Annotated in this window: 21 protein-coding genes and 2 tRNA genes; 15 read left to right on the top strand and 8 right to left on the bottom strand. The window is 73.7% G+C overall.

From position 1 onward, the window contains the following. Positions 1-62: 62 nt before the first annotated feature. Entirely contained in the window at positions 63-530 is a 468-nt protein-coding gene (locus A6R01_RS08295; RefSeq protein ID WP_292604991.1) for a nitroreductase family deazaflavin-dependent oxidoreductase, read from the bottom strand. Positions 531-645: 115 nt separating this feature from the next. Here A6R01_RS08295 and mptB point away from each other — a divergent pair, with 115 nt between their 5' ends. Further along, positions 646-2,217, top strand: a complete 1,572-nt coding sequence (mptB, locus tag A6R01_RS08290; RefSeq protein WP_292604990.1) for a polyprenol phosphomannose-dependent alpha 1,6 mannosyltransferase MptB — start codon at positions 646-648, stop codon at positions 2,215-2,217. Here mptB and A6R01_RS08285 read toward each other — a convergent pair. Together A6R01_RS08285 and A6R01_RS08280 are read right to left on the bottom strand one after the other, a co-directional pair. Then, on the bottom strand, positions 2,189-3,334 hold the full coding sequence (locus A6R01_RS08285; RefSeq protein ID WP_292604989.1) for a fumarylacetoacetate hydrolase family protein: 1,146 nt from the start codon (positions 3,332-3,334) through the stop codon (positions 2,189-2,191). The genes mptB and A6R01_RS08285 overlap by 29 nt on opposite strands. Further along, positions 3,331-4,176, bottom strand: coding sequence for a hypothetical protein (locus tag A6R01_RS08280; RefSeq protein WP_292604988.1), 846 nt, complete (start codon positions 4,174-4,176; stop codon positions 3,331-3,333). Before A6R01_RS08280 ends, A6R01_RS08285 begins: the two co-directional genes overlap by 4 nt. A gap of 67 nt (positions 4,177-4,243) precedes the next feature. On the opposite strand from A6R01_RS08280, the gene A6R01_RS08275 reads away from it, so the two are divergent. Next, positions 4,244-5,419, top strand: a complete 1,176-nt coding sequence (locus A6R01_RS08275; protein WP_292605000.1) for a homogentisate 1,2-dioxygenase domain-containing protein — start codon at positions 4,244-4,246, stop codon at positions 5,417-5,419. A gap of 120 nt (positions 5,420-5,539) precedes the next feature. On the opposite strand, the gene A6R01_RS08270 is transcribed toward A6R01_RS08275, so the two are convergent. Then, entirely contained in the window at positions 5,540-6,709 is a 1,170-nt protein-coding gene (locus A6R01_RS08270) for an ROK family transcriptional regulator (RefSeq protein WP_292604987.1), read from the bottom strand. 83 nt (positions 6,710-6,792) lie between these two features. Between A6R01_RS08270 and zwf the strand changes: the two genes are divergently transcribed. The 3 genes from zwf to eda are packed head-to-tail and all read left to right on the top strand — an operon-like array spanning position 6,793 to position 10,842. Further along, entirely contained in the window at positions 6,793-8,301 is a 1,509-nt protein-coding gene (zwf, locus tag A6R01_RS08265) for a glucose-6-phosphate dehydrogenase (protein ID WP_292604986.1), read from the top strand. Between the two features lie 35 nt (positions 8,302-8,336). Then, positions 8,337-10,214 (top strand): phosphogluconate dehydratase, encoded by a 1,878-nt coding sequence (edd, locus tag A6R01_RS08260; RefSeq protein ID WP_366925098.1) that lies wholly within the window; start codon positions 8,337-8,339, stop codon positions 10,212-10,214. Beyond that, positions 10,207-10,842 carry a bifunctional 4-hydroxy-2-oxoglutarate aldolase/2-dehydro-3-deoxy-phosphogluconate aldolase gene (gene eda, locus A6R01_RS08255; RefSeq protein WP_292604984.1) on the top strand — a complete coding sequence of 212 codons (636 nt, stop codon included), beginning with the start codon at positions 10,207-10,209 and terminating at the stop codon, positions 10,840-10,842. Before edd ends, eda begins: the two co-directional genes overlap by 8 nt. A gap of 72 nt (positions 10,843-10,914) precedes the next feature. On the opposite strand, the gene A6R01_RS08250 is transcribed toward eda, so the two are convergent. Both A6R01_RS08250 and A6R01_RS08245 read right to left on the bottom strand, forming a co-directional pair. Further along, positions 10,915-12,057, bottom strand: coding sequence for a glycosyltransferase (locus A6R01_RS08250; RefSeq protein WP_292604983.1), 1,143 nt, complete (start codon positions 12,055-12,057; stop codon positions 10,915-10,917). Positions 12,058-12,186: 129 nt separating this feature from the next. Then, a complete protein-coding gene (locus A6R01_RS08245) occupies positions 12,187-13,326 on the bottom strand; it encodes a hypothetical protein (RefSeq protein ID WP_292604982.1) in 1,140 nt (379 codons plus the stop codon). 169 nt (positions 13,327-13,495) lie between these two features. On the opposite strand from A6R01_RS08245, the gene A6R01_RS08240 reads away from it, so the two are divergent. After that, positions 13,496-13,813 (top strand): DUF1905 domain-containing protein, encoded by a 318-nt coding sequence (locus tag A6R01_RS08240; protein ID WP_292604981.1) that lies wholly within the window; start codon positions 13,496-13,498, stop codon positions 13,811-13,813. A gap of 75 nt (positions 13,814-13,888) precedes the next feature. Here the strand turns inward: A6R01_RS08240 and A6R01_RS08235 are convergent, their stop codons facing one another. Beyond that, complete coding sequence (locus tag A6R01_RS08235; RefSeq protein WP_292604980.1) at positions 13,889-14,713, bottom strand: hypothetical protein; 825 nt, start codon at positions 14,711-14,713, stop codon at positions 13,889-13,891. A gap of 139 nt (positions 14,714-14,852) precedes the next feature. Between A6R01_RS08235 and A6R01_RS08230 the strand changes: the two genes are divergently transcribed. Genes A6R01_RS08230 through A6R01_RS08205 form a run of 6 tightly spaced genes read left to right on the top strand, consistent with a single transcriptional unit; the run spans position 14,853 to position 21,366 of the window. Then, on the top strand, positions 14,853-17,282 hold the full coding sequence (locus tag A6R01_RS08230; RefSeq protein WP_292604979.1) for an FdhF/YdeP family oxidoreductase: 2,430 nt from the start codon (positions 14,853-14,855) through the stop codon (positions 17,280-17,282). Then, on the top strand, positions 17,279-18,274 hold the full coding sequence (locus tag A6R01_RS08225; RefSeq protein ID WP_292604978.1) for a pirin family protein: 996 nt from the start codon (positions 17,279-17,281) through the stop codon (positions 18,272-18,274). The genes A6R01_RS08230 and A6R01_RS08225 overlap by 4 nt, the downstream gene beginning before the upstream one ends. Continuing rightward, complete coding sequence (locus A6R01_RS08220) at positions 18,271-18,855, top strand: DNA-3-methyladenine glycosylase I (RefSeq protein WP_292604977.1); 585 nt, start codon at positions 18,271-18,273, stop codon at positions 18,853-18,855. The genes A6R01_RS08225 and A6R01_RS08220 overlap by 4 nt, the downstream gene beginning before the upstream one ends. A gap of 22 nt (positions 18,856-18,877) precedes the next feature. Continuing rightward, complete coding sequence (locus tag A6R01_RS08215; protein ID WP_292604976.1) at positions 18,878-19,252, top strand: CidA/LrgA family protein; 375 nt, start codon at positions 18,878-18,880, stop codon at positions 19,250-19,252. Continuing rightward, positions 19,249-19,941 carry an LrgB family protein gene (locus A6R01_RS08210; RefSeq protein WP_292604975.1) on the top strand — a complete coding sequence of 231 codons (693 nt, stop codon included), beginning with the start codon at positions 19,249-19,251 and terminating at the stop codon, positions 19,939-19,941. The genes A6R01_RS08215 and A6R01_RS08210 overlap by 4 nt, the downstream gene beginning before the upstream one ends. Positions 19,942-19,968: 27 nt before the next feature. Then, positions 19,969-21,366, top strand: a complete 1,398-nt coding sequence (locus A6R01_RS08205) for an amidase (protein ID WP_292604974.1) — start codon at positions 19,969-19,971, stop codon at positions 21,364-21,366. 165 nt (positions 21,367-21,531) lie between these two features. On the opposite strand, the gene A6R01_RS08200 is transcribed toward A6R01_RS08205, so the two are convergent. Next, positions 21,532-22,356: a thioesterase family protein gene (locus A6R01_RS08200; protein WP_292604973.1), complete on the bottom strand. Its 825-nt coding sequence runs from the start codon at positions 22,354-22,356 to the stop codon at positions 21,532-21,534. Between the two features lie 48 nt (positions 22,357-22,404). Here A6R01_RS08200 and A6R01_RS08195 point away from each other — a divergent pair. The 3 genes from A6R01_RS08195 to rpmG all read left to right on the top strand — a co-directional run bounded on the left by A6R01_RS08195 (position 22,405) and on the right by rpmG (position 22,815). After that, positions 22,405-22,477, top strand: a tRNA-Thr gene (locus A6R01_RS08195). A 50-nt stretch (positions 22,478-22,527) separates the two neighbouring features. Continuing rightward, a tRNA-Met gene (locus tag A6R01_RS08190) sits at positions 22,528-22,604 on the top strand. 40 nt (positions 22,605-22,644) lie between these two features. Beyond that, positions 22,645-22,815, top strand: a complete 171-nt coding sequence (gene rpmG / locus A6R01_RS08185) for a 50S ribosomal protein L33 (RefSeq protein WP_179529838.1) — start codon at positions 22,645-22,647, stop codon at positions 22,813-22,815. The last annotated feature ends 56 nt before the right edge of the window (positions 22,816-22,871 follow it).

Genomic DNA, 22,871 nt, shown 5'->3' with positions numbered 1-22,871 from the left:
GGAGGGCGACCCGGCCGACGCGAGCGAATTCGGCGCGACCCATGCAGCGGCCGGGAGCCGCCTCAGACCCGGGTCAAGCGGAAGACGGGGATCAGCCGGTCGGTGCGCTCCTCGTACTTGGCGTAGTTGGGCCAGGTGCGCAGCATCGTCCGCCACGCTGCGGCGCGCGCGTCGCCCTCGAGCTCCTCGGCGCGGACCGCGGTCTCGAGCTTCCCGTAGCGGATGTGCGCGGTGTCGGCCGCACGCAGGTTGAACACCCACACCGGCATCTTCGGGCCGCCGAAGTAGGAGCCCGCGATCAGCCAGGTGTCGCCGTCGGGCACGCACAGCAGCGGCGTGCTGCGCGGGATGCCGCTCTTGCGGCCCACGACGGTGAGCATCAGGTTTGGGAGCCCGGCGATGTCGAGCACGCTGACCCGGCCGCGTGAGGCCTTCTGCAGGTTGGTGTCGACCCAGACGATCTGCGGCAGCAGCTTCGGCATCCACTCGATGGAGCCGATCTTCACGGCAAGGGGAGTCAGCAGGCCCATGGCCGAAATCTAGAACAGGTTCCGCCGCGCGTGCTCACCGCCCGTTCATCCGGACGCCGTCGACCTGCCGCCTGCTCGCCCTCGGTACGCCGACGGGCCGGCCTAGGTTCCGCTCGTGCTGTCTCGCGGCCTGCTCGGAAGCGTCCTGGTCCTCCTCGGGGGCCTGGTCGTCTCGACGCTCCCGCGCAGCGCGCCGATCCTGGAGGTGGAGGCGCTCGCGGACCTGCGGGGCGCCGAGGCGGGGCGGATGCTCGGGCTCGCCGTCGTCCTGACCGGGCTCGGCCTGCTGGCCGCGGCCTGGCTGCGGCTGTGCCGCGAGGTCGGGACCGCGCGGGGCGCCGAGCGTGAGGAGGCCGTCGGGCTGGTCCGGTTCGCCACGGTGCTGTGGTCGGCGCCCCTGGTGCTCGCGCCGCCGCTGTTCTCCCGCGACGGCTGGTCCTACGCCGCCCAGGGGGCGATGACGCACCTGGGGATCTCGCCCTACGAGCACGGGCCGTCGGTCCTCTCCGGCCCCGTGGTCCAGGCCGTCGACCCGCGCTGGATGGACACCATCACGCCCTACGGCCCGGTGCCGCTCGTGGTGGGCGACCAGCTGGCCGGCCTCACCGGCAACCCCTGGATGCTCGTGATCGGGCACCGGGTGCTGGCCCTGGTCGGTCTCGCGCTGCTCGCCTGGGCCGTGCCCCGGCTCGCCACCTGGACCGGCGTCGATCCCGCGCTCGCCTCCGCCCTGGTCGTCGCCTCCCCGTTGATGCTCGCCAACGGCGTCGGCGGGCTGCACAACGACCTGCTGATGGCCGGCCTGATGGCGGCCGCGCTCGTGGTCGCCGTCGAGCACGGCTGGGCCTGGGGCGCCGTGCTCGGGGGCACCGCCGCCGCCGTCAAGGCGCCCGGCGGCCTTGTCTGCGTCGCCGTGGCCCTCGTGGGGCTCCCGGCCGCGGCCACCTTCACCGATCGGGTACGCCGGTTGGCCGGCGTGGCCGGGGTCAGCCTCGGGTGGCTCGTGGGGCTCGGCCTGGTCACCGGGGTCGGTGCCGGCTGGGTCGCCGGCCTGGCCGTCCCCGGCACGGTCAACACGCCGCTCTCGGTCACCACGCTGACCGGCGGCACCCTCGACTGGGTCGCTGGCCTGCTGGGGCTCGGCCTGGCCCCGGCCACGCTGCTCGGCGTCGTACGCACCCTGGGGTCGGGGGTGATGCTCGGCCTGCTGGTCTGGGCCGCGCTGCGCCGACCCACCGGCGACCGGGCCTCCGCGGTCGGCACCGCCGCCCTGCTGATGGGCGGGCTCGTGGTGCTCAGCCCGGTGGTGCACCTGTGGTACCTGCTGTGGGTGGTGCCGTTCGTCGCCACCCTGCGGCTCTCGCGCCTCGCCGTCACGGCGCTGGTCGCGGTCAGCGTGATCGCCGGGCTGGTCGCCCCGATGGACTCCTCGCTGCACGGCGCCTACTACGCGATCGTGCTCGGCTCGATGATCGTGGCGATCCTCGCGCCGGTGCTGCTGTGGACCAGGGGCGCCCGCGAGCGGGTGGAGCGGATCGCGGCCGCCCACCTGCCGGGCCTGGCCGACCTGGTGCCGGAGCCGCCGCGCGCCACCCCGGCGTCGGCCCGGGTGCCGGCGCAGGTGCCCGTGCCCCGCCGGCCGCTCCAGGCCGCCGAGCTCAGCGGGCTGCTTCGATCCTTCCGGTGACCTCGCCCAGGCTCAGTCGTCCCCCGGACGTGGACGGGGCGGAGTAGCGCAGCACCACCTCGTCGCCGTCCTCGAGGAACCGCTCGCCCTTCCACAGCTCGATGAACGACCCCTCCTGCCCGTGCTCGGGGCCGCTGATCGTGCCGCTGGCGAACAGGTCCCCGGTGCGCACGCTGGCGCCGTTGACGGTCATGTGCGCGAGCATCTGGCCGGGAGACCAGTAGGTCGAGGAGTACGTCGGCCGGCTGACGACCTCGCCGTTGAGCTCGACCTCCACGTCGATGTCGAGGCCGCGCGTGCGGCCCGGCTCGAGGTAGGCCGCGGGCTCCGGGTCCTGACCGGGCAGGTCGCACCATGCCGCGTCCAGCGCGGCGAGCGGGGTGACCCAGCAGCTGATCGAGGTGGCGAAGGACTTGCCGAGGAAGGGCCCGAGCGGGACGTACTCGTAGGCCTGCACGTCGCGCGCCGACCAGTCGTTGAGGCCGACGACGCCGAAGACGTGGTCGGCCAGCCCGGCGGCGGGCACCCGGGTGCCGATCGCCGACGGGGCGCCGACGACGAAGCCGAGCTCGGCCTCGATGTCGAGGCGGCGGGTGGGGCCGAAGGACGGTGGTTGCGGACCCTCGGTGGTCGAGCCTGTCGAGACCGGGCGCAAGCCGGACGGGCGCACCACCGGGGTGCCGCTGGGCACGACCGTGCCGGCGCGGCCGTGGTAGCCGACGGGCAGGTGCTTCCAGTTCGGCAGCAGCGGCTCGGAGTCGGGGCGGAACATCCGGCCCAGGTTGGTCGCGTGGTGCTCGGAGGCGTAGAAGTCGACGTAGTCGGCGACCTCGAACGGCAGGTGCATCACCACGTTCGAGAGCGGGATGCCCGGCAGGTCGGGGGCCAGGTCGAGGACCTGCTCGCGCAGCTGGCGCCACGTCGAGGGGCCGCGCTCCATCAGCGGGTTGAGCGAGGTCGCGGCCAGCTCGGGGCGGCCGGTTGCGGTGGCCAGGTCGAGGACCTCGTCGCCGCGGCGCACCCCGATCCGGCGCGGGCCGCCGTCGACGGAGAAGACGCCGTAGGGCAGGTGGTCCAGCCCGAAGCCGTGAGCGTGCTCGTGCGTCGAGGGGGTCACAGCGACACCAGCTCCCGGAGGTCGGCCATCGGCTCGTCCACGCTGCACGAGCCGAAGGAGGTGAACCACCGCCGGGCGCCGGCGAGGTCGAGGGTGAGCAGGTCAGCGGGGTCGTCCCGGCGCAGGGTGGACACCACGTCGTCGGGGGAGCCGCCGTCGAAGGCGACCCGGGTAGCGGCCAGGAGGGTCAGGAAGCCGTGGTGCGCGCAGCCGTCGGCGTCGACGTGCGGCAGCGCACGGTGCAGGCCCGCGGTGCACTTGAAGGGCAGCTCGCGGTCGAGCGCCGCGTCGATCCAGGCGGCCAGCCGCTCGGGGGTCGGGAAGGCGTCGGGGTCGAGCCCGCCGGTGCGGAGCTTGAGTCGCAGCTCGGCGGCGGCCACCTCGTCGGCGGCGGCCAGCCAGGAGTACGCCGGGTCGACGGCGGGCAGCTCCACGAAGACCGGGGTGTCCTCGTCGAGGACACCCTCGCCGCGGGCGGCGTCGACGGCCGCCACGACGCGACGGGCGTTGCCGGCCGGGTCGTCGACGTCGCGCAGCGCGACCTCGAGCCCGGCCACGGGCAGTCCACGGCGCTGGCACAGCTGCGCCGGCCCGTGGACCTGGCCGGCGCCCCCGGTCAGCACGACGGAGACCGGGGTGCCCTCGGGCACCTGCGGCAGGTCGGTGTCGCGGACCACGAGGGAGCGGACCAGCCGCGCGGCCGGGCCGGCGCGGTCGGCGTACGCCGTGAGGGCGGCGTCGAGGGGCGCGTCGCCGGGCGGGAAGGTGGCCGCATCGTCGACCAGCCCGACCCAGAACGGGTCGGCCGAGGACGCGGAGAACGGTTCCGTGAAGGTGCTCACGGGGCTACTGTAACGGTCACATAGTGAGGCGATGCGTCCGATAAGCGGACGCGTCGGAGAGGGAGCGATGGCCTACTACCGCAGTGTGGGAGACGTCCCGCCGACCCGCCACACCCAGCACCGCGACCCCGAGGAGCGCCTCTACCGCGAGGAGCTGATGGGGGAGGAGGGCTTCTCCTCCGACTCCTCGCTGCTCTACCACCGCGGGGTGCCCTCGGCGATCGTGGCGAGCGAGGTGTGGGAGCTGCCCGACCAGTCGCGCACCCCCAACCACCCGCTCGCCCCGCGACACCTGCGGCTGCACGACCTCGAGACGGGCCCCGACGCGGTCACGGGGCGACGCGTGGTGCTGGCCAACCACGACGTGCGGATCTCCTACGTCGTCACCGGCACCGAGCCGAGCGCCTACTACCGCGACGCGATCGGTGACGAGTGCGTCTTCGTCGAGTCCGGCTCGGGCGTCGTCGAGACCGTCTTCGGCGTGGTGGCCTACCGGGCCGGGGACTTCGTGGTCATCCCGCGCGCGACCACCCACCGGTGGGTGCCGGCCGAGCCGTCGCGGCTCTACGCCACCGAGGCCAGCAGCCACATCGCGCCGCCCAAGCGCTACCTCTCGAAGTTCGGCCAGCTGCTCGAGCACGCGCCCTACTGCGAGCGCGACCTGCACGGCCCCACCGCCCCGCTGCTCCAGGAGGGCGACGACGTGGAGGTGCTGGTCAAGCACCGCACCTCGGCGGGCAGCGTCGGCACCCGGATGGTCTACGCCACGCACCCGTTGGACGTCGTCGGCTGGGACGGCTGCCTCTACCCCTACACGCTCAACATCGACGACTACATGCCGATCACCGGCAAGGTGCACCAGCCGCCGCCGGTGCACCAGGTCTTCGAGGGCTGGAACTTCGTCATCTGCGCGTTCCTGCCGCGCAAGGTCGACTACCACCCGCTGGCCGTGCCCGTGCCCTACTACCACTCCAACGTCGACAGCGACGAGGTGATGTTCTACGTCGCCGGCGACTACGAGGCGCGCAAGGGGTCCGGCATCGGGCTCGGCTCCATCTCGCTGCACCCCGGCGGTCATGCCCACGGCCCGCAGCCGTCGGCGATCGAGGCGTCCCTGGGTGCCGAGCGCTTCGAGGAGACCGCGGTCATGGTCGACACCTTCGCCCCGCTCGAGCTCGGCGAGGGCGGGCTCGCCGTCGAGGACCCGACGTACGCCACCAGCTGGGCAAGGGACCGCGGCTGACCGAGGAACGAGGTCGGCCGCGTCGTCCCGCACGTCGAGCGAGTTCGCGACCGAGGGACGAGGTCGCGACGGCGGGTCGAGACCGGTGCGTGGCTCTGCGAGACCGGCTGCGACGTCGCGTCAGCCCCTCAGCAGCGCGTTGACCGCCCCGGGGTCCAGGGCGCGGTCGATGGCGAGCGCGGCGCAGCCGTGCAGACCGGCGGCCTCGCCGTGGGTGGCCGGCAGGAACCGCAGGTCGCGCACGGCCCCGGGGTGGGCGCGGGCGTAGAGGGACTCACGCACGCCGGCGGTGTAGAGGTCGAAGGCGTTGCCCATGTCGCCGCCGACGACGACGGCGCCGGGGTGCAGCAGGTTGACGGCGACGGCGAGCACCTCGCCGAGCTGGCGACCGGCACCGCGCAGCAGCCGCCGTGCCGTCGGGTCGCCGGCGAGGGCGGTGGCGACGAGATCGCGCACGTGCCGCACGTCCGAGCGACCGTCCTCCTGCAGGGCGGCGACCAGGGCCCAGCCCCCGGCCACCGTCTCCAGGCAACCGGTGGCGCCGCAGCGGCAGGGCAGGTCGCCCGCGGCGTCGACCCGGGTGTGGCCGAGCTCGCCGGTGGTCCCACGGCCCTCGCCGACCAGACGTCCGTCCGCGACGACCCCCAGGGCCAGGCCGGTGGAGGCCTTGACGACGAGCATCGTCTCGGCGGGCGGCACCTGGCCGAAGAGCTCGGAGCGGGTGAGCGCGGCAGTGTCGTTGTCGACGTGCACCGGGGCCTCGGTGACCGGGCGCAGGAACGCGGAGAGGTCGACGCCGTCCCAGCCCCGCAGCACCGGGGCGTCCACGCTGCAGCACTTCTCGGGATCGACGCTGCCCGGCAGGCTGAGCCCGACCCCCGCGACGCGCGCCGGGGCCGTCGGCAGTGCCGAGAGCAGGGCGTCGAGCCGCTCGGCCACCGACGGCATCAGGTCGTCGGCGCGGGTGCCGGGCTCGTGGTCGCGGGTGTCGCCGCTGATCTCCCGGCCGGCGAGGTCGAACACCCCGACCTGGCTGCGGGAGCGCCCCACGGCGACGGCGAGCACGACCGCGGCGTCCGGGTTGAGCGCCAGTGAGCCGGCCGGGCGCCCGCCGGTGGAGGCGTGGTCACCGCCCTCCAGCAGCAGTCCGGCGTCGGTGAGGGCGGTGAGGCGTGCGGACACCGCGCCCCGGGACAGGCCGGTGAGGCGGGCCAGGTCGGACCGGGTGTCGGCGCGACCGGTGCGGACCAGGGTCAGCAGGCCGCCCGCGGAGGTGTCGGCGACGCTCATGTCGGGGAGTGAAGCACAGACTTTTGTCAGAAACTAGCGAAAGAATGCTTGTATCGATCCAAAAGTCCTGCGACCGTAGACGCATGCACACCTCGGTCGACGTCTCGTCCACCATGCCCCCGGTCTGCGACTTCACCGTCTTCGGCGGCACCGGCGACCTCGCCCTGCGCAAGCTGCTGCCCGCGCTCTACCACCGTGACCTCGAGGGCCACCTGCCCGAGGACACCCGCATCGTCGGTGTCTCCCGCTCCGAGATCGACGACGAGGGTTACCGCACCGAGGTCCGCGCGGCGCTCGAGCGCTTCGTCGAGCCCGAGCTGCTCGAGGACGCCGCCGTCGAGCGGCTGCTCGGCCGCCTGCACCACCTGTGCCTGGACGCCGACACCGCCGAGGGCTGGCACCTGCTGCACGGCCTGCTCAAGGACCGCCCCCGCGAGGACGAGGCGGTCCGTGTCTTCTACCTCGCCGTCGCCCCGCGGCTCTTCGGCCCCACCTGCGAGCGGCTCGCCGAGATCGGCGTGGTCAACGAGCGCGCCCGCGTGGTGATGGAGAAGCCGATCGGCCACGACCTGGAGTCCGCGCGCGCGATCAATGACGCGGTCGGGTCGGTCTTCGCCGAGCATCAGGTCTTCCGCATCGACCACTACCTCGGCAAGGAGAGCGTGCAGAACCTCCTCGTCACGCGCTTCGCCAACACCTTCCTCGAGCCGCTGTGGAACTCCCAGTGGGTCGACCACGTGCAGATCACCGTCTCCGAGACCGTCGGCGTCGGGTCGCGGGGTGGCTACTACGACCACGCCGGAGCGCTGCGCGACATGGTGCAGAACCACCTGCTGCAGCTGCTCTGCCTCGTGGCGATGGAGCCCCCGACGTACGTCGGTCGCGAGAACGTCCGTGACGAGAAGCTCAAGGTCCTCCAGGCGCTCAAGCCGCTCACGCCCGCCGACGTCGACCGCGACACCGTGCGCGGGCAGTACGTCGCCGGGCTGGTCGAGGGCGAGCGCGCGGCGTCGTACGTCGACGACCTGGGCGACCTCGTCGAGGAGCGCTCCGAGACCGAGACCTTCGTGGCGCTGAAGGCCGAGGTGCAGAACTGGCGCTGGGCCGGCGTGCCGTTCTACCTGCGCACCGGCAAGCGGATGGACCGCCGCGTCAGCGAGATCGTCGTGGTGTTCAAGGAGCCGCCGCACGCGATGTTCCCCGGCGCCGAGGGCGGGGCCACCGCCAACCGGCTGCACATCTGCGTCCAGCCCGACGAGGGCATGCGGCTGCACCTCACGGCCAAGGAGCCGGGCCCTGGCGGGATCCGGCTGCGGCCTGTTTCACTGGACCTCAGCTACGCCACGACCTTCGACCAACGCAGTCCGGAGGCCTACGAGCGGTTGCTGATGGACGTCGTCCGCGGCAACCCGACGCTGTTCATGCGCCGCGACGAGGTCGAGGCCGCCTGGTCCTGGGTGGCGCCGATCCTCGACCGCTGGGTGGAGTCGCCCGACCCGCCCCGCCGCTACCCCGCCGGCACCCCCGGCCCGTTCGCCGCCGCCGCGCTGCTCGAGCGCGACGGCCGATCCTGGCAGGAGACCGACCAGTGAGCACCACGCCCAGCAGCACGTCCAGCACCCCCGCAGTGCATCCCGTGGTCGCGGCCGTCACCGAGCGCGTCGTCGAGCGCAGTGCGACCCAGCGGGCGGCGTACCTCGACAAGATCCGCGCGATGGCCGAGACCGGCCCGGCTCGCACCCGCCTGGCCTGCGCCAACCTCGCGCACGGCTTCGCGTCCGCCGAGTCGGTCGACAAGGAGGCGCTGCGCGGCACGGTCAAGCCGAACCTCGCGATCGTCACCTCCTACAACGACATGCTCTCCGCGCACCAGCCGTTCGTGGACTACCCGCCGCAGCTGAAGAAGGCCGTCATCCGTGCCGGCGGCATCGCCCAGGTCGCGGGCGGCGTGCCCGCCATGTGCGACGGCGTGACCCAGGGGCGCGCGGGCATGCAGCTCTCGCTCTACTCCCGCGACGTCATCGCGATGTCGACGGCGATCGCGCTCTCGCACGACATGTTCGACGGCGCGATGCTGCTCGGCGTCTGCGACAAGATCGTGCCCGGCCTGGTGATCGGGGCGCTGTCCTTCGGTCACCTGCCGACGATCCTGGTGCCCGCCGGCCCGATGGAGTCCGGGCTGCCCAACAAGGAGAAGGCGCGGGTGCGCCAGCGCTTCGCCGAGGGCAAGGCGACCCGCGAGGAGCTGCTGGAGGCCGAGGCCGCGTCCTACCACTCGGTGGGCACCTGCACGTTCTACGGCACGGCCAACTCCAACCAGCTGCTGATGGAGGTCATGGGCCTGCACCTGCCGGGCAGCTCCTTCGTCAACCCCGGTACGCCGATGCGCGCGGCCCTCACCGACGCGGCCGCCGCCCGGGTGACCGAGATGGCCCGTGGCATCGAGTCCGCACCCATGGGCGAGCTGGTCGACGAGCGCACGATGGTCAACGCCTGCGTGGCGCTGCTGGCCTCGGGCGGCTCGACCAACCACACCATGCACCTGGTCGCGATGGCACGCGCCGCCGGCATCGAGCTGACCTGGCAGGACCTCTCCGACCTCTCGGCGGTCGTGCCGTCGCTGTGCCGGATCTACCCCAACGGCTCGGCCGACGTGAACCACTTCCAGGCCGCCGGCGGCATCGCCTTCCTGGTGCGCACGCTGCTCGACGCCGGGCTGCTGCACGAGGACGTGCTGACCGTCGCCGGGCCCGGTCTCCGCCGCTACACCCAGGAGCCGCGGCTGGTCGAGGACGCCTCCGGTCGCATGAGCGTGGAGTGGGTCGAGGGCCCCACCGCGACGCTCGACCCCGAGGTGCTGCGCCCCGCCGACGACCCGTTCGCGCCCGACGGTGGCCTGCGGGTGCTGACCGGCCCGCTGGGCCAGGCGGTCATCAAGACCTCGGCCGTCACCCCCGAGCACCGCGTCGTCACCGCGCCGGCCGTGGTCTTCGACGACCAGGCCGACTTCCTCGCCGCGTTCTCGGCCCACGAGCTCGACGGCCGCGACTTCGTGGCCGTGATCCGCTACCAGGGCCCGGCCGCCAACGGCATGCCCGAGCTGCACAAGCTCACCCCGGCGCTCGGGGTCCTGCAGGACCGCGGGCAGAAGGTCGCGATCGTGACCGACGGCCGGATGTCCGGCGCGTCGGGCAAGGTGCCGGCCGCCATCCACGTCACGCCCGAGGCCGCGCTGGGCGGGGCGATCGCCAAGATCGTCGACGGCGACGTCGTCACCGTCGACGGCACGACCGGCGTGCTCACCGTCGAGGACGCCGAGACCGTGCTGGCCCGCCCCTCCACCGGAGCCGCGCCGACCGCCGCCGAGTTCGCAGGCACCGGGCGCGAGCTCTTCGCCGCGTTCCGCGCCACCGTCGGCCCCGCCGACCAGGGGGCCAGCGTGTTCCCCGCCGTCGCCACCCACGACCAGACGCCCCAGCTGACGAACGAGGCCGCGCATGTCTGAGACCCCCACCTCCTCCGGCTCCCTGCTCGACCTCGTGCCGGTCGTGCCCGTCGTCGTCATCGACGACCTCGACCACGCGGTCCCGCTGGCCCGCGCCCTGGTCGCCGGCGGGCTCCCGGTCATCGAGCTGACCCTGCGCACCCCGGTCGCCCTCGACGCCGTGCGCGCGATCGCGGCCGAGGTCCCCGAGATCACCCTCGGCGTCGGCACCGTCTGCACGCCCGCGCAGGCCGAGCAGGCCGCGGAGGCGGGGGCGGGGTTCCTGGTCTCGCCGGGCACCACGCCGACGCTGCTGGAGGCGATGCTCGGCACCGGGCTGCCGTTCCTCCCCGGCACCGCCACGGTCTCCGAGGTGCTCGCGGTCCTCGAGGCCGGGGTCACCGAGATGAAGTTCTTCCCCGCCGAGGCCTCCGGTGGCGCCGCCTACCTCAAGTCGTTGGCCTCGCCGCTGGCAGCCGCCCGCTTCTGCCCGACCGGCGGCATCACGGCGACCAGCGCAGCGTCGTACCTCTCGCTGCCGAACGTCGGCTGCGTCGGCGGCTCCTGGCTCACCCCGGCCGACGCCCTCGCCGCCGGTGACTGGGCCCGCGTCGAGACCCTCGCCCAGGAGGCTGCTGCCCTCCGCTGACCGCCGAGAGGTCGCTGGCGCACGGCCGAGAGGTCGCTGGCGCACGGCCGAGAGGTCGCTGGCGCACGGTGGTCAGGCCGAGGCGCGGACCAGGCCGGTGAGGCCGGTGACCTCCGCGTGCACCGCCAGCATGGCCTCGGTCGCCGCCGACCATGGGTAGCGCTCGGCCCGTCGTCGGGCACCGGCACGCAGGTGGTCACGCGGCCGGGCGGTGAGGTCGAGGACGGCGTCCGCCAGCGCCACCGGGTACGGCGCAGCCCAGCCTCCTGAGGTGACGTCCACGAGCTCGCGGGCACCTCCTCGGTCCGCGGTCACGACGGGTGTCCCGCAGGCCAGCGCCTCGAGCACCGCGAGGCCGAAGGTCTCGCCCGGGCAGACCGACAGGGCGACGTCCGCCTCGGCGATCCGTCTGCGCAGGGCATCGCGCCCCGCCACGAAGCCGTGGAACGTCACCGGGGCCGACCCGGCGACGGCGCGCAGCTCCTCGAGGTACGGCCCCTCGCCGTAGACGTCGAGCCGGACGGGGACGCCGCGCCGGTGCAGCTCGACCGCGGTGGCGACGGCGAGGTGCGGTGACTTCTCCCGGGAGAGCCGGCCCACGTGCACCAGCCGCAGCACGCCGGCGTCGCGGGGGCCGGTGTCGCGCTGGCGGGAGGGGACGGGGCGGAAGGTTTTCAGGTCGACCCCGAGCGGCACCCTGGTGACGGGGCAGCGCGCGGAGGCGGCCACGGAGCGGAACTCCCGCTCGGCGTACCCCGAGGTCACCACGAGCCGGTCGACCGAGCGGACCACGACACGGTTGAGCAGGGCGATGGGGGCGCGGGCGGAGGTGTCGAGCCCGGTGCGCATCGCGAGCATGTCGCCGAGCCGCTCGTGGGAGAGCAGCACGGTCGCGACGCCCTGGCGTCGGGCCCACATCGCCACGGGCAGCAGGGTCGTCTTGTCGTGCAGCTCGACCGAGGTGGGGGCGAATCGCTCGAGGGCGTCGACGACGCGCCAGGGCTCGACGATGAGGCGGTAGCCACCGCCCACGCGCGGGGCCCGCACCGACACGACGGTGCCCGCCTCGGTCTCCTCGACGGCATCGGTCGGACCGGGGACGACCAGCAGGCGCTCGACGCCGGCGTCGGCGTACCCCTGTCCCATCGCCGCCACCGCGGTCCTCACCCCGCCCGAGGCGGGGCCGATGAAGTTGGCGAGCTGGGCGATACGCACGGCGCACACCCTGGCGCCGTCGGGTGAACGGACGGCGACCCTGCCGTGGATGGCCGGCGAGCGCTGAGCCGCAGGCTCAGCGCTCGTCGCACCGTGGGTCCGGACCCGATCAGCGGGCCCGGCTGGGGGTCAGCAGGTGATGCCGCCCTTGGGGACCTTGACCTTGGTCTGCAGCGGGGCGACGGCCACGTCGGCGATCGTGACGCCGCCGAGGGTGACGACCAGGCGCAGCGTGACGGACTTGGCCTTGGCCAACCGGCCGTTCTCGCTCACCTTCTCGTTGATGACGCCGGGGAACTGGATGGTGAGCCCCAGCAACGGGTTGGCCGGGATGCCGATCTCGGCGGGGGCGCCGTCGGTCGGGATCGGGACGGGCGAGCCGTCGGGGCCGGTGATCTCCAGCACGGCGGGGGTGTAGGTGATCTTGGCCTTGCCGGGTCGGCCGGTCGCGGTGGCGACCATCTTCGGGTCGGACACGACCTCGATGCTCACCATGTCGCCGAAGAGCCCCAGGTCGGCCAGCCCGGTCGTGGCGACGGCCTTGAGCCCGGCCTTCTTCTTCTTGGGCAGGTAGGCGGTCTTCTGCGTCGCCGAGACGGTGCCGTCCAGGCCCAGCAGCGCGCCGAACCCGGGGATCACGCTGGGCAGCACGGCCAGGTCGGCGGTCGAGGAGCTCGAGGACGTGACGGTCTTGCCACCGGGCACGCACGTCCTGGGGCCGTTCCAGCGCGCCTTCGTCTCGCCGGTGGACACCCCCAGGGTCAGCAGCGGCGCGGCCGGCACCGGCACGAGCGTCTGCGACGGCACCTCCTCCTTGCCCTTCTCCGGGCCCGCCTTCGCGACCATCCCGGTGAGGAGGCCGGAGAGATCGGTGTCGGCGAGGCCGCGGCCGCCGAGCGTCTTGGAGGTGGAGACGGCCTTCGAGGCCTTGCGGGTGTTGATGTTCGCCGCGGCGCGACCGACGCGCAGGTCGATGACCTTGTCGCCCTCGACGCCGGGGGCCTGGTCGAGCACGATCGCGCGCAGCACCTGGGCGCCGACCTTGGCGCGGTGGTGGTACTTCTGCGTGCCCTTCTTCTTGTTCTTCTTCTTGCCGGCGCGGGCGGCGGGTACGTCGACGGTCGCGACCGGGGCCGTGGCGGCCGGGCCGGTCGGCGCGGCGGCACCGGCGGAGGTGCCGCTCGCCGCGAGGACGGGCAGGGCGGTGATCAGCGCGGTCGAGACGGCCAGGGCCGTCCGGCGCACCGTGGCGGCGGCGTGCGGGGTCATCAGACCTCCTGGGGTGCTGGGAGGGGCTGGGGGGGTCCGTCCATGGTCACCCGTAGGGGCGCGGGGCCCGGGCAGGTTCTCGCCCCGCGGACCGCTGGTCTGGACAGATACCCCCGTTCGTACGCCTGGAGGGGGCCGGCTGTCGGTGGCGCAGGTCACGATGACCCGGGTGGAGAGCGCAGCGGCGGGCGGGGAGCGCGACGGGGTCGGCACGTGGGAGTTCGAGGCCGAGCCCTGGCCCTACGAGACCGGGTCGTGGGTCTTCGTCACGCTGCCCGAGGACGTCGACGAGGAGGTCCGGCTGCTCGGCGGCCCGCGACGGGGCTTCGGCTCGGTGCGGGTGGAGGTCAGCTGCGGCTCGAGCACCTGGTCGACGGCGGTGTTCCCCTCGGCCGACGGGTTCGTGCTGCCGCTCAAGGCGGCGGTGCGCCGCGCCGAGCTCCTCGAGGTCGGGAGCCCGGCGCGGTTCACGCTGCGGCTGCTGTGAGCCGGGCTGCTGTGAGCCGGGCTGCTGTGAGCCCGGCAGCCGTGAACCCGGCAGCCGTCATGGTGGAGGGAGTCCTCAGCCGACGACCGGCTGACCGGTGAGCCGCTTGTAGGTGAAGGCGGTGCCCAGGTAGATCACCGGGAAGGCCACCAGCAGGCCGAGCAGGCACGCGAGGGCGCCGGCGACGGCCAGGCCGAAGCAGGTCAGCATCCACAGCAGCACGGTGCCGAGGTTGTCCTTGACCAGCGAGACGCTGGCCTTCAGCGCCCCGACGGCGTCGAGCTCGGGACGGTCGACCAGGAAGTAGACGCTGAACGCGGTGAGCACGATCGCGACGAGTCCCGGCAGCACGCACAGGATCAGGCCCACGGTGATGAGGAGACCGTTGATCAGGCCGAGCAGCAGCACCTGCGGCAGCTTCGGCGGCTGGAAGAGGGCCATGATGAAGTCCGAGCGGATGCCGCGGCCCTCGGTGAGGTCCAGGGCGCCGCGGATGACGCCGGCGCTGAGCACGGTGCTCACGACCCAGCCCAGCACGCCGAACACCAGCGTCAGGACGACGTTGTCGCCGAAGACCGAGCTGAGGCCCTGGAAGGCTCCGTTGACGATGAAGAGGACCAGCATCGCCAGCAGGATCGGCCCGAGGTTGGCCTTGAAGGTGCGCCAGCCGAAGGAGACGGCGTCACCGACCCGCCACTCGGGGGCCGGCGCCCCGCCGTACCCGCCGCCGTAGCCCCCACCGGCCGGAGGACCCGGCGGGGGCGGCGTGCCGTAGCCACCGCCGTACCCACCGCCGTCCCCGTACCCACCGCCGGGCGGCGGGGGAGGCGGGGTCTGGCCGTAGTCGGGGCCGGAGCCACCGGGCTCACCGGGCGGGTAGGGCGGGGGTGTGCTCGACATGTGTTCCTCCTCGACGTCTGTGGTCGGCCACGCTAGCGGTCCGGAACCTCGGCGCGCACGCGTGTTCGCGGCACCCGCGCCCGCGACGCGCGCCGCACGGGGTGGACCTGCGCGACCGCCGGCCGCGCATGATGGGGGCATGCCGCTCCGATGGAACCGCTCCGCGCCCCGCGACGACCTCGACGAGCGCGAGCTGCACGTCGGCGAGCCCGAGGACCACGCCGCGGGCCCGACCGCGGTGGCGGTCGCCATGAAGCGTGCGGTGGAGCAGATGGGTCCGGTCCGCACCGCCCGCACGCTGCTCAAGCTCAACCAGGTCGACGGCTTCGACTGCCAGGGCTGTGCCTGGCCGGACCCGGACGCGGGCCACCGGCACACCGCGGAGTTCTGCGAGAACGGCGCCAAGGCCGTCACCGAGGAGGCCACGCTGCGTCGGCTCGACCGGCGCTTCTTCGCCGAGCACCCGGTCGCGGAGCTGGCCGAGCGCACCGACTTCTGGCTGGGCCAGCAGGGACGGCTGACCGAGCCGATGGTGCTGCGTCCCGGCGGCACGCACTACGAGCCGATCGGCTGGGAGGAGGCCTTCGAGACGATCGGCTCGCACCTGCGCGACCTCGCCAGCCCCGACGAGGCGATCTTCTACACCTCCGGCAAGACCTCCAACGAGGCGGCGTTCGCCTACCAGCTGCTGGCCCGCTCGTTCGGCACCAACAACCTCCCCGACTGCTCCAACATGTGCCACGAGTCGACGTCGGTCGGCCTGGCCGAGTCCATCGGCATCGGCAAGGGCTCGGTCAGCCTGCACGACGTCGAGACCGCCGAGCTGATCGTGGTGGCCGGCCAGAACCCCGGCACCAACCACCCGCGGATGCTCTCGGCGCTGGAGAGGGCCAAGCGCGGCGGCGCCCGCATCCTGGCCATCAACCCGCTGCGCGAGGCCGGGCTGGTCCGGTTCAAGAACCCCCAGAACCCGCGCGGCGTCGTCGGGCGCGGCACCGACCTCGCCGACCTGCACCTGCCGGTCCGGGTCAACGGCGACCTGGCGCTGTTCCAGGCGATCGGGGCGCTGCTGCTGGCGTGGGACGCCCTCGACCACGACTTCATCGAGCAGCACACCCACGGCTTCGAGGAGTACGCCGCGCACCTGCGCGACCTCGACTGGGACGCCGTCCTCGCCGCGACCGGGCTGTCGCGCGCGCAGATCGAGGAGGCGGCCGGCATGTTCCGCGACTCCTCGGCGACGGTGCTGTGCTGGGCGATGGGCATCACCCAGCACCGCAACGCGGTGGCGACGGTCAAGGAGATCGCCAACGTCGCCTTCCTGCAGGGCAACATCGGCAAGCCGGGCGCGGGGCTGTGCCCGGTTCGCGGCCACTCCAACGTCCAGGGCGACCGCACCATGGGCATCTGGGAGCGCTCCCCGGAGCACTTCCTGCAGGCCGTCGAGGACGAGTTCGGCATCCCCGTGCCGCGCCGCCACGGCTTCGACTCCGTCGCCTCGGTCACCGCGCTGCACGAGGGCGACGCCTCGGTCTTCATCGGGATGGGCGGCAACTTCGTGGCCGCGATCTCCGACACCTCCGTCACCGAGGAGGCGTTCCGCCGGGCCGCGCTCACCGTGCACGTCTCGACCAAGCTCAACCGCTCTCACGTGGTGCACGGCCGCACCGCGCTGATCCTCCCGGCGCTGGGTCGCAGCGAGCGCGACCTGACCGGCGGCCGGAAGCAGCGGGTCACCGTCGAGGACTCGATGTCAGCGGTGCACGCGTCCCACGGGCCGCTCGAGCCCGCCTCGGAGCACCTGCGCTCGGAGGTCGACATCATCTGCGGGATCGCGCTGGCCACGCTCGGCCGTGACCATGCCGTCCCGTGGGAGGAGCTGCGCTCGGACTACACCGAGATCCGGCACCGGATCGCCCGGGTGGTGCCCGGCGCGGCGGCGTACGCCGAGAAGGTCGACCAGCCGGGTGGCTTCGTGCTCCCGCACCCGCCCCGCGACAGCCGCACCTTCCCCACCCCGCAGGAGCGCGCGGTCTTCGCGGTGAGCCCCCTCGACGTGCTGCACGTCCCCGAGGGGCGGCTGCTGCTGCAGACCATGCGCAGCCACGACCAGTTCAACACCACGATCTACGGGCTTGACGACCGCTACCGCGGGGTGCGCAACGGCCGCCGCGTCGTCTTCGTCCACCCCGAGGACATCACCGCGCTCGGCTTCACCGACGGCGACCTGGTCGACCTGGTCAGCGAGTGGCGGGACCCCGACGCCTCCGAGGCGGCCGAGGCAGGCGACGCGGGCCTCGTCGAGCGCTGCGCCCCGGCGTTCCGGATCGTCTCCTACGACCAGCCCCGCGGGTGCGCCGCCGCCTACTACCCGGAGACCAACCCGCTCATCCCGCTGGCCTCGACCGCGCTGGGCAGCAACACCCCGACCTCGAAGTCCGTGGTCGTGCGGCTGGAGCCGGCCACGCACGACGCCTCGCGACGCTGGGCCAGCGACGCCGGCCACGTCGTGCCGTCGGGTCGCGGCGACGAGGACAAGCGCACCGTCGAGCCGGACCAGCTCTCGTGACGCGGCTCGACCGGCCCTCCGACGAGGTCGAGTGCCGGGGCAGCACCGACCCGGTGGCCGGGGTGCTGACGGCGCGCGAGGTGCCGTTGGGCGGCCCGCGGGCGATGACCGTGCGGCGTACCCTCCCCCAGCGCGAGCGCACCATGATCGGGGCGTGGTGCTTCGTTGACCACTACGGGCCCGACGCCGTCGCCGAGACCGGCGGCATGACCGTCGCCCCGCACCCCCACACGGGGCTGCAGACGGTCTCGTGGCTGTTCACCGGTGAGATCGAGCACCGCGACTCCGCCGGCAACCACGCGATGGTGCGACCCGGCGAGCTGAACCTGATGACCGCCGGCCGCGGCATCTCCCACTCCGAGGTCTCCACTCCCGACACCGAGATCCTGCACGGCGCCCAGCTGTGGGTGGCGCTGCCGCAGGCCGAGCGCGGCACCGACCCGGGCTTCCGTCACTTCGCCCCCGACCCGGTCGAGGGACCGGGGTGGACGGCGCGGGTCTTCCTCGGGTCGCTGCTGGGCAGCACGTCGCCGGTCCCGACGTTCTCCCCGTTGGTGGGTGCCGAGCTGCTGCTGGAGCCCGGCACCTCGCTGGACCTCGACGTCGACCCGACCCACGAGCACGGGCTGCTCCTCGACGCGGGCTCGCTGCGGGTCGACGGGGCCACCGCGGGCCCCTCCGACCTGCTCCACGTCCCCCTGGGTCGTACGACGCTGAGGCTCGTCGCCGGGGACGACCCGGTCCGGGCGCTGGTGCTCGGGGGCGAGCCGCTGGGCGAGGCGATCGTGATGTTCTGGAACTTCATCGGCTCCAGCCACGACGAGGTCGCGGCGTACCGCGCGGAGTGGCAGGCCCAGATCACCCGTGACGGCGAGGTCGTGGGCGACTCCCAGGAGGTCGCGGAGGGCCGCTTCGGGACCGTGGTCGGCGACCACCTGGCCCCCATCCCCGCGCCGGTGCTCCCCAACGCCCGGCTCAAGGAGCGCCGGTGACCGGACCCGTCGTCGGCGACGACGGCGTGGCGCGCTGCCCGTGGGCAGGGGCGGCGCCGAGCGACATGCGCGACTACCACGACCACGAGTGGGGCCGGCCGATCGCGGGTGACGCCGCGTGGTTCGAGCGGCTGAGCCTCGAGGCGTTCCAGTCCGGACTGTCCTGGGCGACGATCCTGCGCAAGCGCCCGGCGTTCCGGGCCGCCTTCGACGGCTTCGACCCCGACCGGGTCGCCGCCTACGACGACGCCGACGTCGAGCGGCTGATGGCCGACGCGGGCATCGTGCGCAACCGGGCCAAGGTGCTCGCGGCGATCGCCAACGCCGGTGCGCTGGTGGCGATGCGGGAGACCGACGGGCCCGACTGCCTCGAGCGCCTGGTCCGCGCGCACGCCCCGGCCGAGCCGCCCGCTCCCCACGACACCGAGCAGCAGCAGACGACCTCCCCGGAGTCGCTGGCGCTGTCCAGGGCGCTGAAGAAGCGGGGGTTCACCTTCGTCGGGCCCACCACGATGTTCGCGCTGATGGAGGCGACCGGCGTCTTCGACCCGCACCTCGTGGGTTGCCACCGCCGCGACTGAGCCGGGCTGCGAGACTCCCCGGGTGCGCGTCGTCCACGGTCTGACCTGGTTGCTGGGCTGCCAGCTGGTGGGGGAGACCCTCGCGCACGTGACCGGAGCGCCCGTCCCCGGCGCCGTCCTCGGGATGGTCGTGCTGCTGGCCGTGCTGCTGGTCCGGCGCAGCGACGACACCTCCGCGCACGCGGCGGCCGACGCGATGCTGCCGCACCTGCAGCTGCTGTTCATCGTGCCCGGGGTGGGCGTCGTGGCCTACGGCTCGGTGATCGCCGCCGACTGGCTGCCGATCGTCGTGGCCCTGGTCGCCTCCTGGGTGCTCGGCCTGGCCGCGGTGGGGCTCAGCGCGCAGGCCCTGACCCGGTGGACCGATCGCCGAGGCGCACGTGGGAGTGCCGCGTGAGGTGGTTCGTCGAGCAGCCCCTGACCTGGCTGGTGGCGACCTTGCTGGCCTACCGGCTCGGGGTCTGGCTCCTCGACCGCACCCGGCTCTCGGTCGCGCAGCCGGTGCTGGTCGCCGTCGTGCTGCTCGGTGCGGCGCTGCTGGTGCTCGACGTCGACATCGCGACCTACGCCGAGGGCACGGCCGTGCTGACCTTCCTGCTCGGTCCGGCGACGGTGGCCCTGGCCGTCCCGCTGCACCGCCAGCTGCACCGCCTGCGCGGCTTCGCGCTGCCGATGATGGTCGCGCTGGTGCTCGGCGTGCTGGTCTCGGTCGGCTCCGCGATCCTGCTGGTGCAACTGCTGGGGGGCTCCGAGGAGCTGGCCCGCACCATGGCCCCGAAGGCCACCACGACCCCGGTCTCCCTGGCGCTCTCCGCCGAGATCGGCGGCATCCCCGCGCTCAGCGCCGTCCTCACCATCACCGCCGGCATCCTCGGCGCGGTCGCGGGCCCGTGGGTGCTCGACCGGTTGCGGGTGCGGGAGCCGCGGTCGCGGGGGGTCGCGCTCGGCGGTGTCTCGCACGGCATCGGCACGGCCCGGGCGCTGGCCGAGGACCCGGTCGAGGGCGCCTTCTCGGGGCTCTCGATGGGGCTCACCGCCCTGCTGACCAGCCTGCTGATCCCGCTGGTCGTCGCGCTGCTCCTGTGACCGCCCGCGGCCGATAGCGTCCCGGTCATGCCGCGCGTGCACGCCTTCACCGACGACGCCCTCCGCGACCTCGACGCCGTGGGGGTGGTCCGGGCCCTCCATGCCGGGGAGGTGTCGGCACCCGAGGTGGTGGACGCGGCGATCGCGCGCACCGAGGCCGTCGACCCCGAGCTGGGGGCGGTCGCCTGGCGGTCGTGGGACCGTGCGCGCGCCGAGGCGGGCGCGCTGCGGGGCGGGTTCTTCGCCGGCGTACCCACGTTCGTGAAGGACAACGTCGACGTCGCCGGCATGCCCACCCTGCAGGGCACCGACGCGTACGTCGGCACGCCGGCCGTCCGCGACGGCGACTTCGCCCGGATGTACCTCGCCACCGGCCTGGTGGCGCTGGGCAAGACCCGGCTCTCGGAGTACGGCTTCAACGCCGCCTGCGAGCACCCCCGCCTCGGTCCCGTGCGCAACCCGTGGGACCCCACGCGCACCGCCGGCGCCTCCTCGGCGGGCTCGGCCGCCCTGGTGGCCGCCGGTGCGGTGCCGATCGCCCACGCCAACGACGGCGGCGGCTCGATCCGCATCCCCGCGGCGGTCAACGGGCTCGTCGGGCTCAAGCCGACCCGCGGGCGGCTCGCGCAGGACGCGATGCTGCGCGGCCAGCCGGTGCGCATCGTCAGCGACGGGGTCGTCACCCGCTCGGTGCGCGACACCGCGGCGCTGTTCCGCGAGGCGGAGAAGGTCTACCGGCCCTTGAAGCTCCCGCCGATCGGCGACATCACCCGGCCGGGGAAGCAGCGGCTCCGGGTGGCCGTGCACACCGGGGGAGCCGGGCGCAGCGCCGACGCCGAGACGATCGCGGCGACGTGGCGCACCGCGACGCTGCTCGAGGAGCTCGGCCACCACGTCGAGGAGGTCCCGGCGCCCGTGCCGGACTCGTTCCCCGAGGACTTCCTGCTCTACTGGGCGACACTCGCCGGGGCCCTGGTCGCGGGCGGACGCCGCAACCACGGCCGCACCTTCGACCGGTCCCGCCTCGACCCGCTGACCATGGGCCTGGCCAGGCACGCCGCCCGGTCGGCCCACCGCATCCCCGGCGCGATCGCCCGGCTGCGCCGCACCGCCGGACAGGCCGAGCGCTTCCACGAGCGCTGGGACGTCGCGCTCACGCCCACCCTGGCCTCCGCCGCGCCCCCGATCGGCCACCTCTCGCCCGAGCCCGGCTTCGACCAGGTGATGGAGCGGCTGCTGGACTGGGTGGTCTTCACCCCCTGGCAGAACGCCACCGGCGCCCCCGCCGTCTCCCTGCCGCTGGCCACCACCGCCGAGGGGCTGCCGCTCGGCATGATGCTCGCCGCCGCCCCCGGTCGCGAGGCGCTCCTCCTGGAGCTGTCCTACGAGCTCGAGCAGGCCCGCCCCTTCCCGACCCTCACCTGACGCCGAGCCGGCGTATCAATACGCCGGTTCGATCTGCCGTTCCCGCCGAACCGGCGTATCAATACGCCGGTTCGATCTGCTGTTCCCGCCGAGCCGGCGTATCAATACGCCGGTTCGGCCCGAGCCACGGCCCGCCACGGCCGGCCACGGCCCGCCAACGCTCGGTCAGCGGGGGACCACGAGGAGCGCCTGGCTGCTGCGGGCGACGGGGCCGAGCTCGTCGTACGCCGTGGACGTCGCGATCCCGACCGAGCCGGGGCCCAGGTGCGTCTCGGCGTCCAGGCAGACCCACTCCCCGACGGGCTCACGCAGCACGTGGACGGACAGCTCGGTGTTGAGGAAGCCCCACTCCCGCACGTCGAGGGCCGCGCTCGCCCCCGACGCGGAGTCGATGCAGGTCATCAGCCGGGCCAGCGGCGAGGTCTCCTCGCCCTCCACCAGGTCCGGCGCGCGCATCCACACCACGCCCGGGCCGGCCTCGGTGCCCGACCCCGAGACCCAGCGCCACTCGACGGCGTCGGTGTAGCCGCCCAGCCACGAGCCCGGCGTGTCCCGTCGTACGCCGGAGGCAGGCCCGTGACCCGGGGCCGGCCCGACCTCACCGGGGCCGGTGCCCCGCGGGAAGAGCCAGGCCCGCGCGCTGGCGACGTCGCGCCCGGCCACCGGGTCGTCCAGCACGGACGAGGCCATGGCGACCGAGCGTCCGGGGCGCTCGAGGCGCGCGGAGGAGACCAACGGCCCGACGGGGACCGGCCCGAGCAGCTCCATGGTGAACCGCCCGACGACCCGGTCGGCGGCCTCGGGAAGCCGTTCGATCGCGCGGAGGAGCAGGCCCGCCGGAGGGCCGCCGTGCTGGGCTCCGGGGGCCCACGGACCAGCGGTCGAGGAGGTGGCGAGAAAGCCCTCGGAGAACTGCCCCAAGGTGTCTCCGCAGGTGCTGTCGGGAGCGTCGTCGGGGGTGCCGGTGGGGGTGTAGAAGCAGGAGGTCACGCCCCGATTTTCTCCCACGGGGAAGACTCTGTATGGTTCTGCGTCGTTGCCCCTTTAGCTCAGTCGGCAGAGCGTCTCCATGGTAAGGAGAAGGTCTACGGTTCGATTCCGTAAAGGGGCTCTGGGTCGGGTCGGCGCCGGTCGAAGACCGGGGCCGACCCTCATCCATGTGGCGGGGTAGCTCAGGTGGTTAGAGCACACGGCTCATAATCGTGGTGTCGCGGGTTCGAGTCCCGCCCCCGCTACCACATCCCGCACGCACCATCTCCGATCCAGCAAGGAACCACCGTGGCCAGCAAGAGCTCTGACGTTCGCCCCAAGATCACGCTCGCCTGCGTGGACTGCAAGGAGCGGAACTACATCACCAAGAAGAACCGTCGGAACAACCCCGACCGCATGGAGATGAAGAAGTTCTGCCCGCGTTGCCGCACCCACACCGACCACCGCGAGACCCGCTGACCTCAGCGCATCCCGCGAACCGGCCCGCCAGGTCCTCCTGGCGGGCCGTCGGCGTT

This window comes from Nocardioides sp. REDSEA-S30_B4 (assembly GCF_001627265.1).
In the GTDB taxonomy this organism is placed as follows: Bacteria; Actinomycetota; Actinomycetes; order Propionibacteriales; family Nocardioidaceae; genus Nocardioides.
Note: the sequence above shows the minus strand (reverse complement) of the source record. Positions and strands in the feature narration are given on the sequence as shown.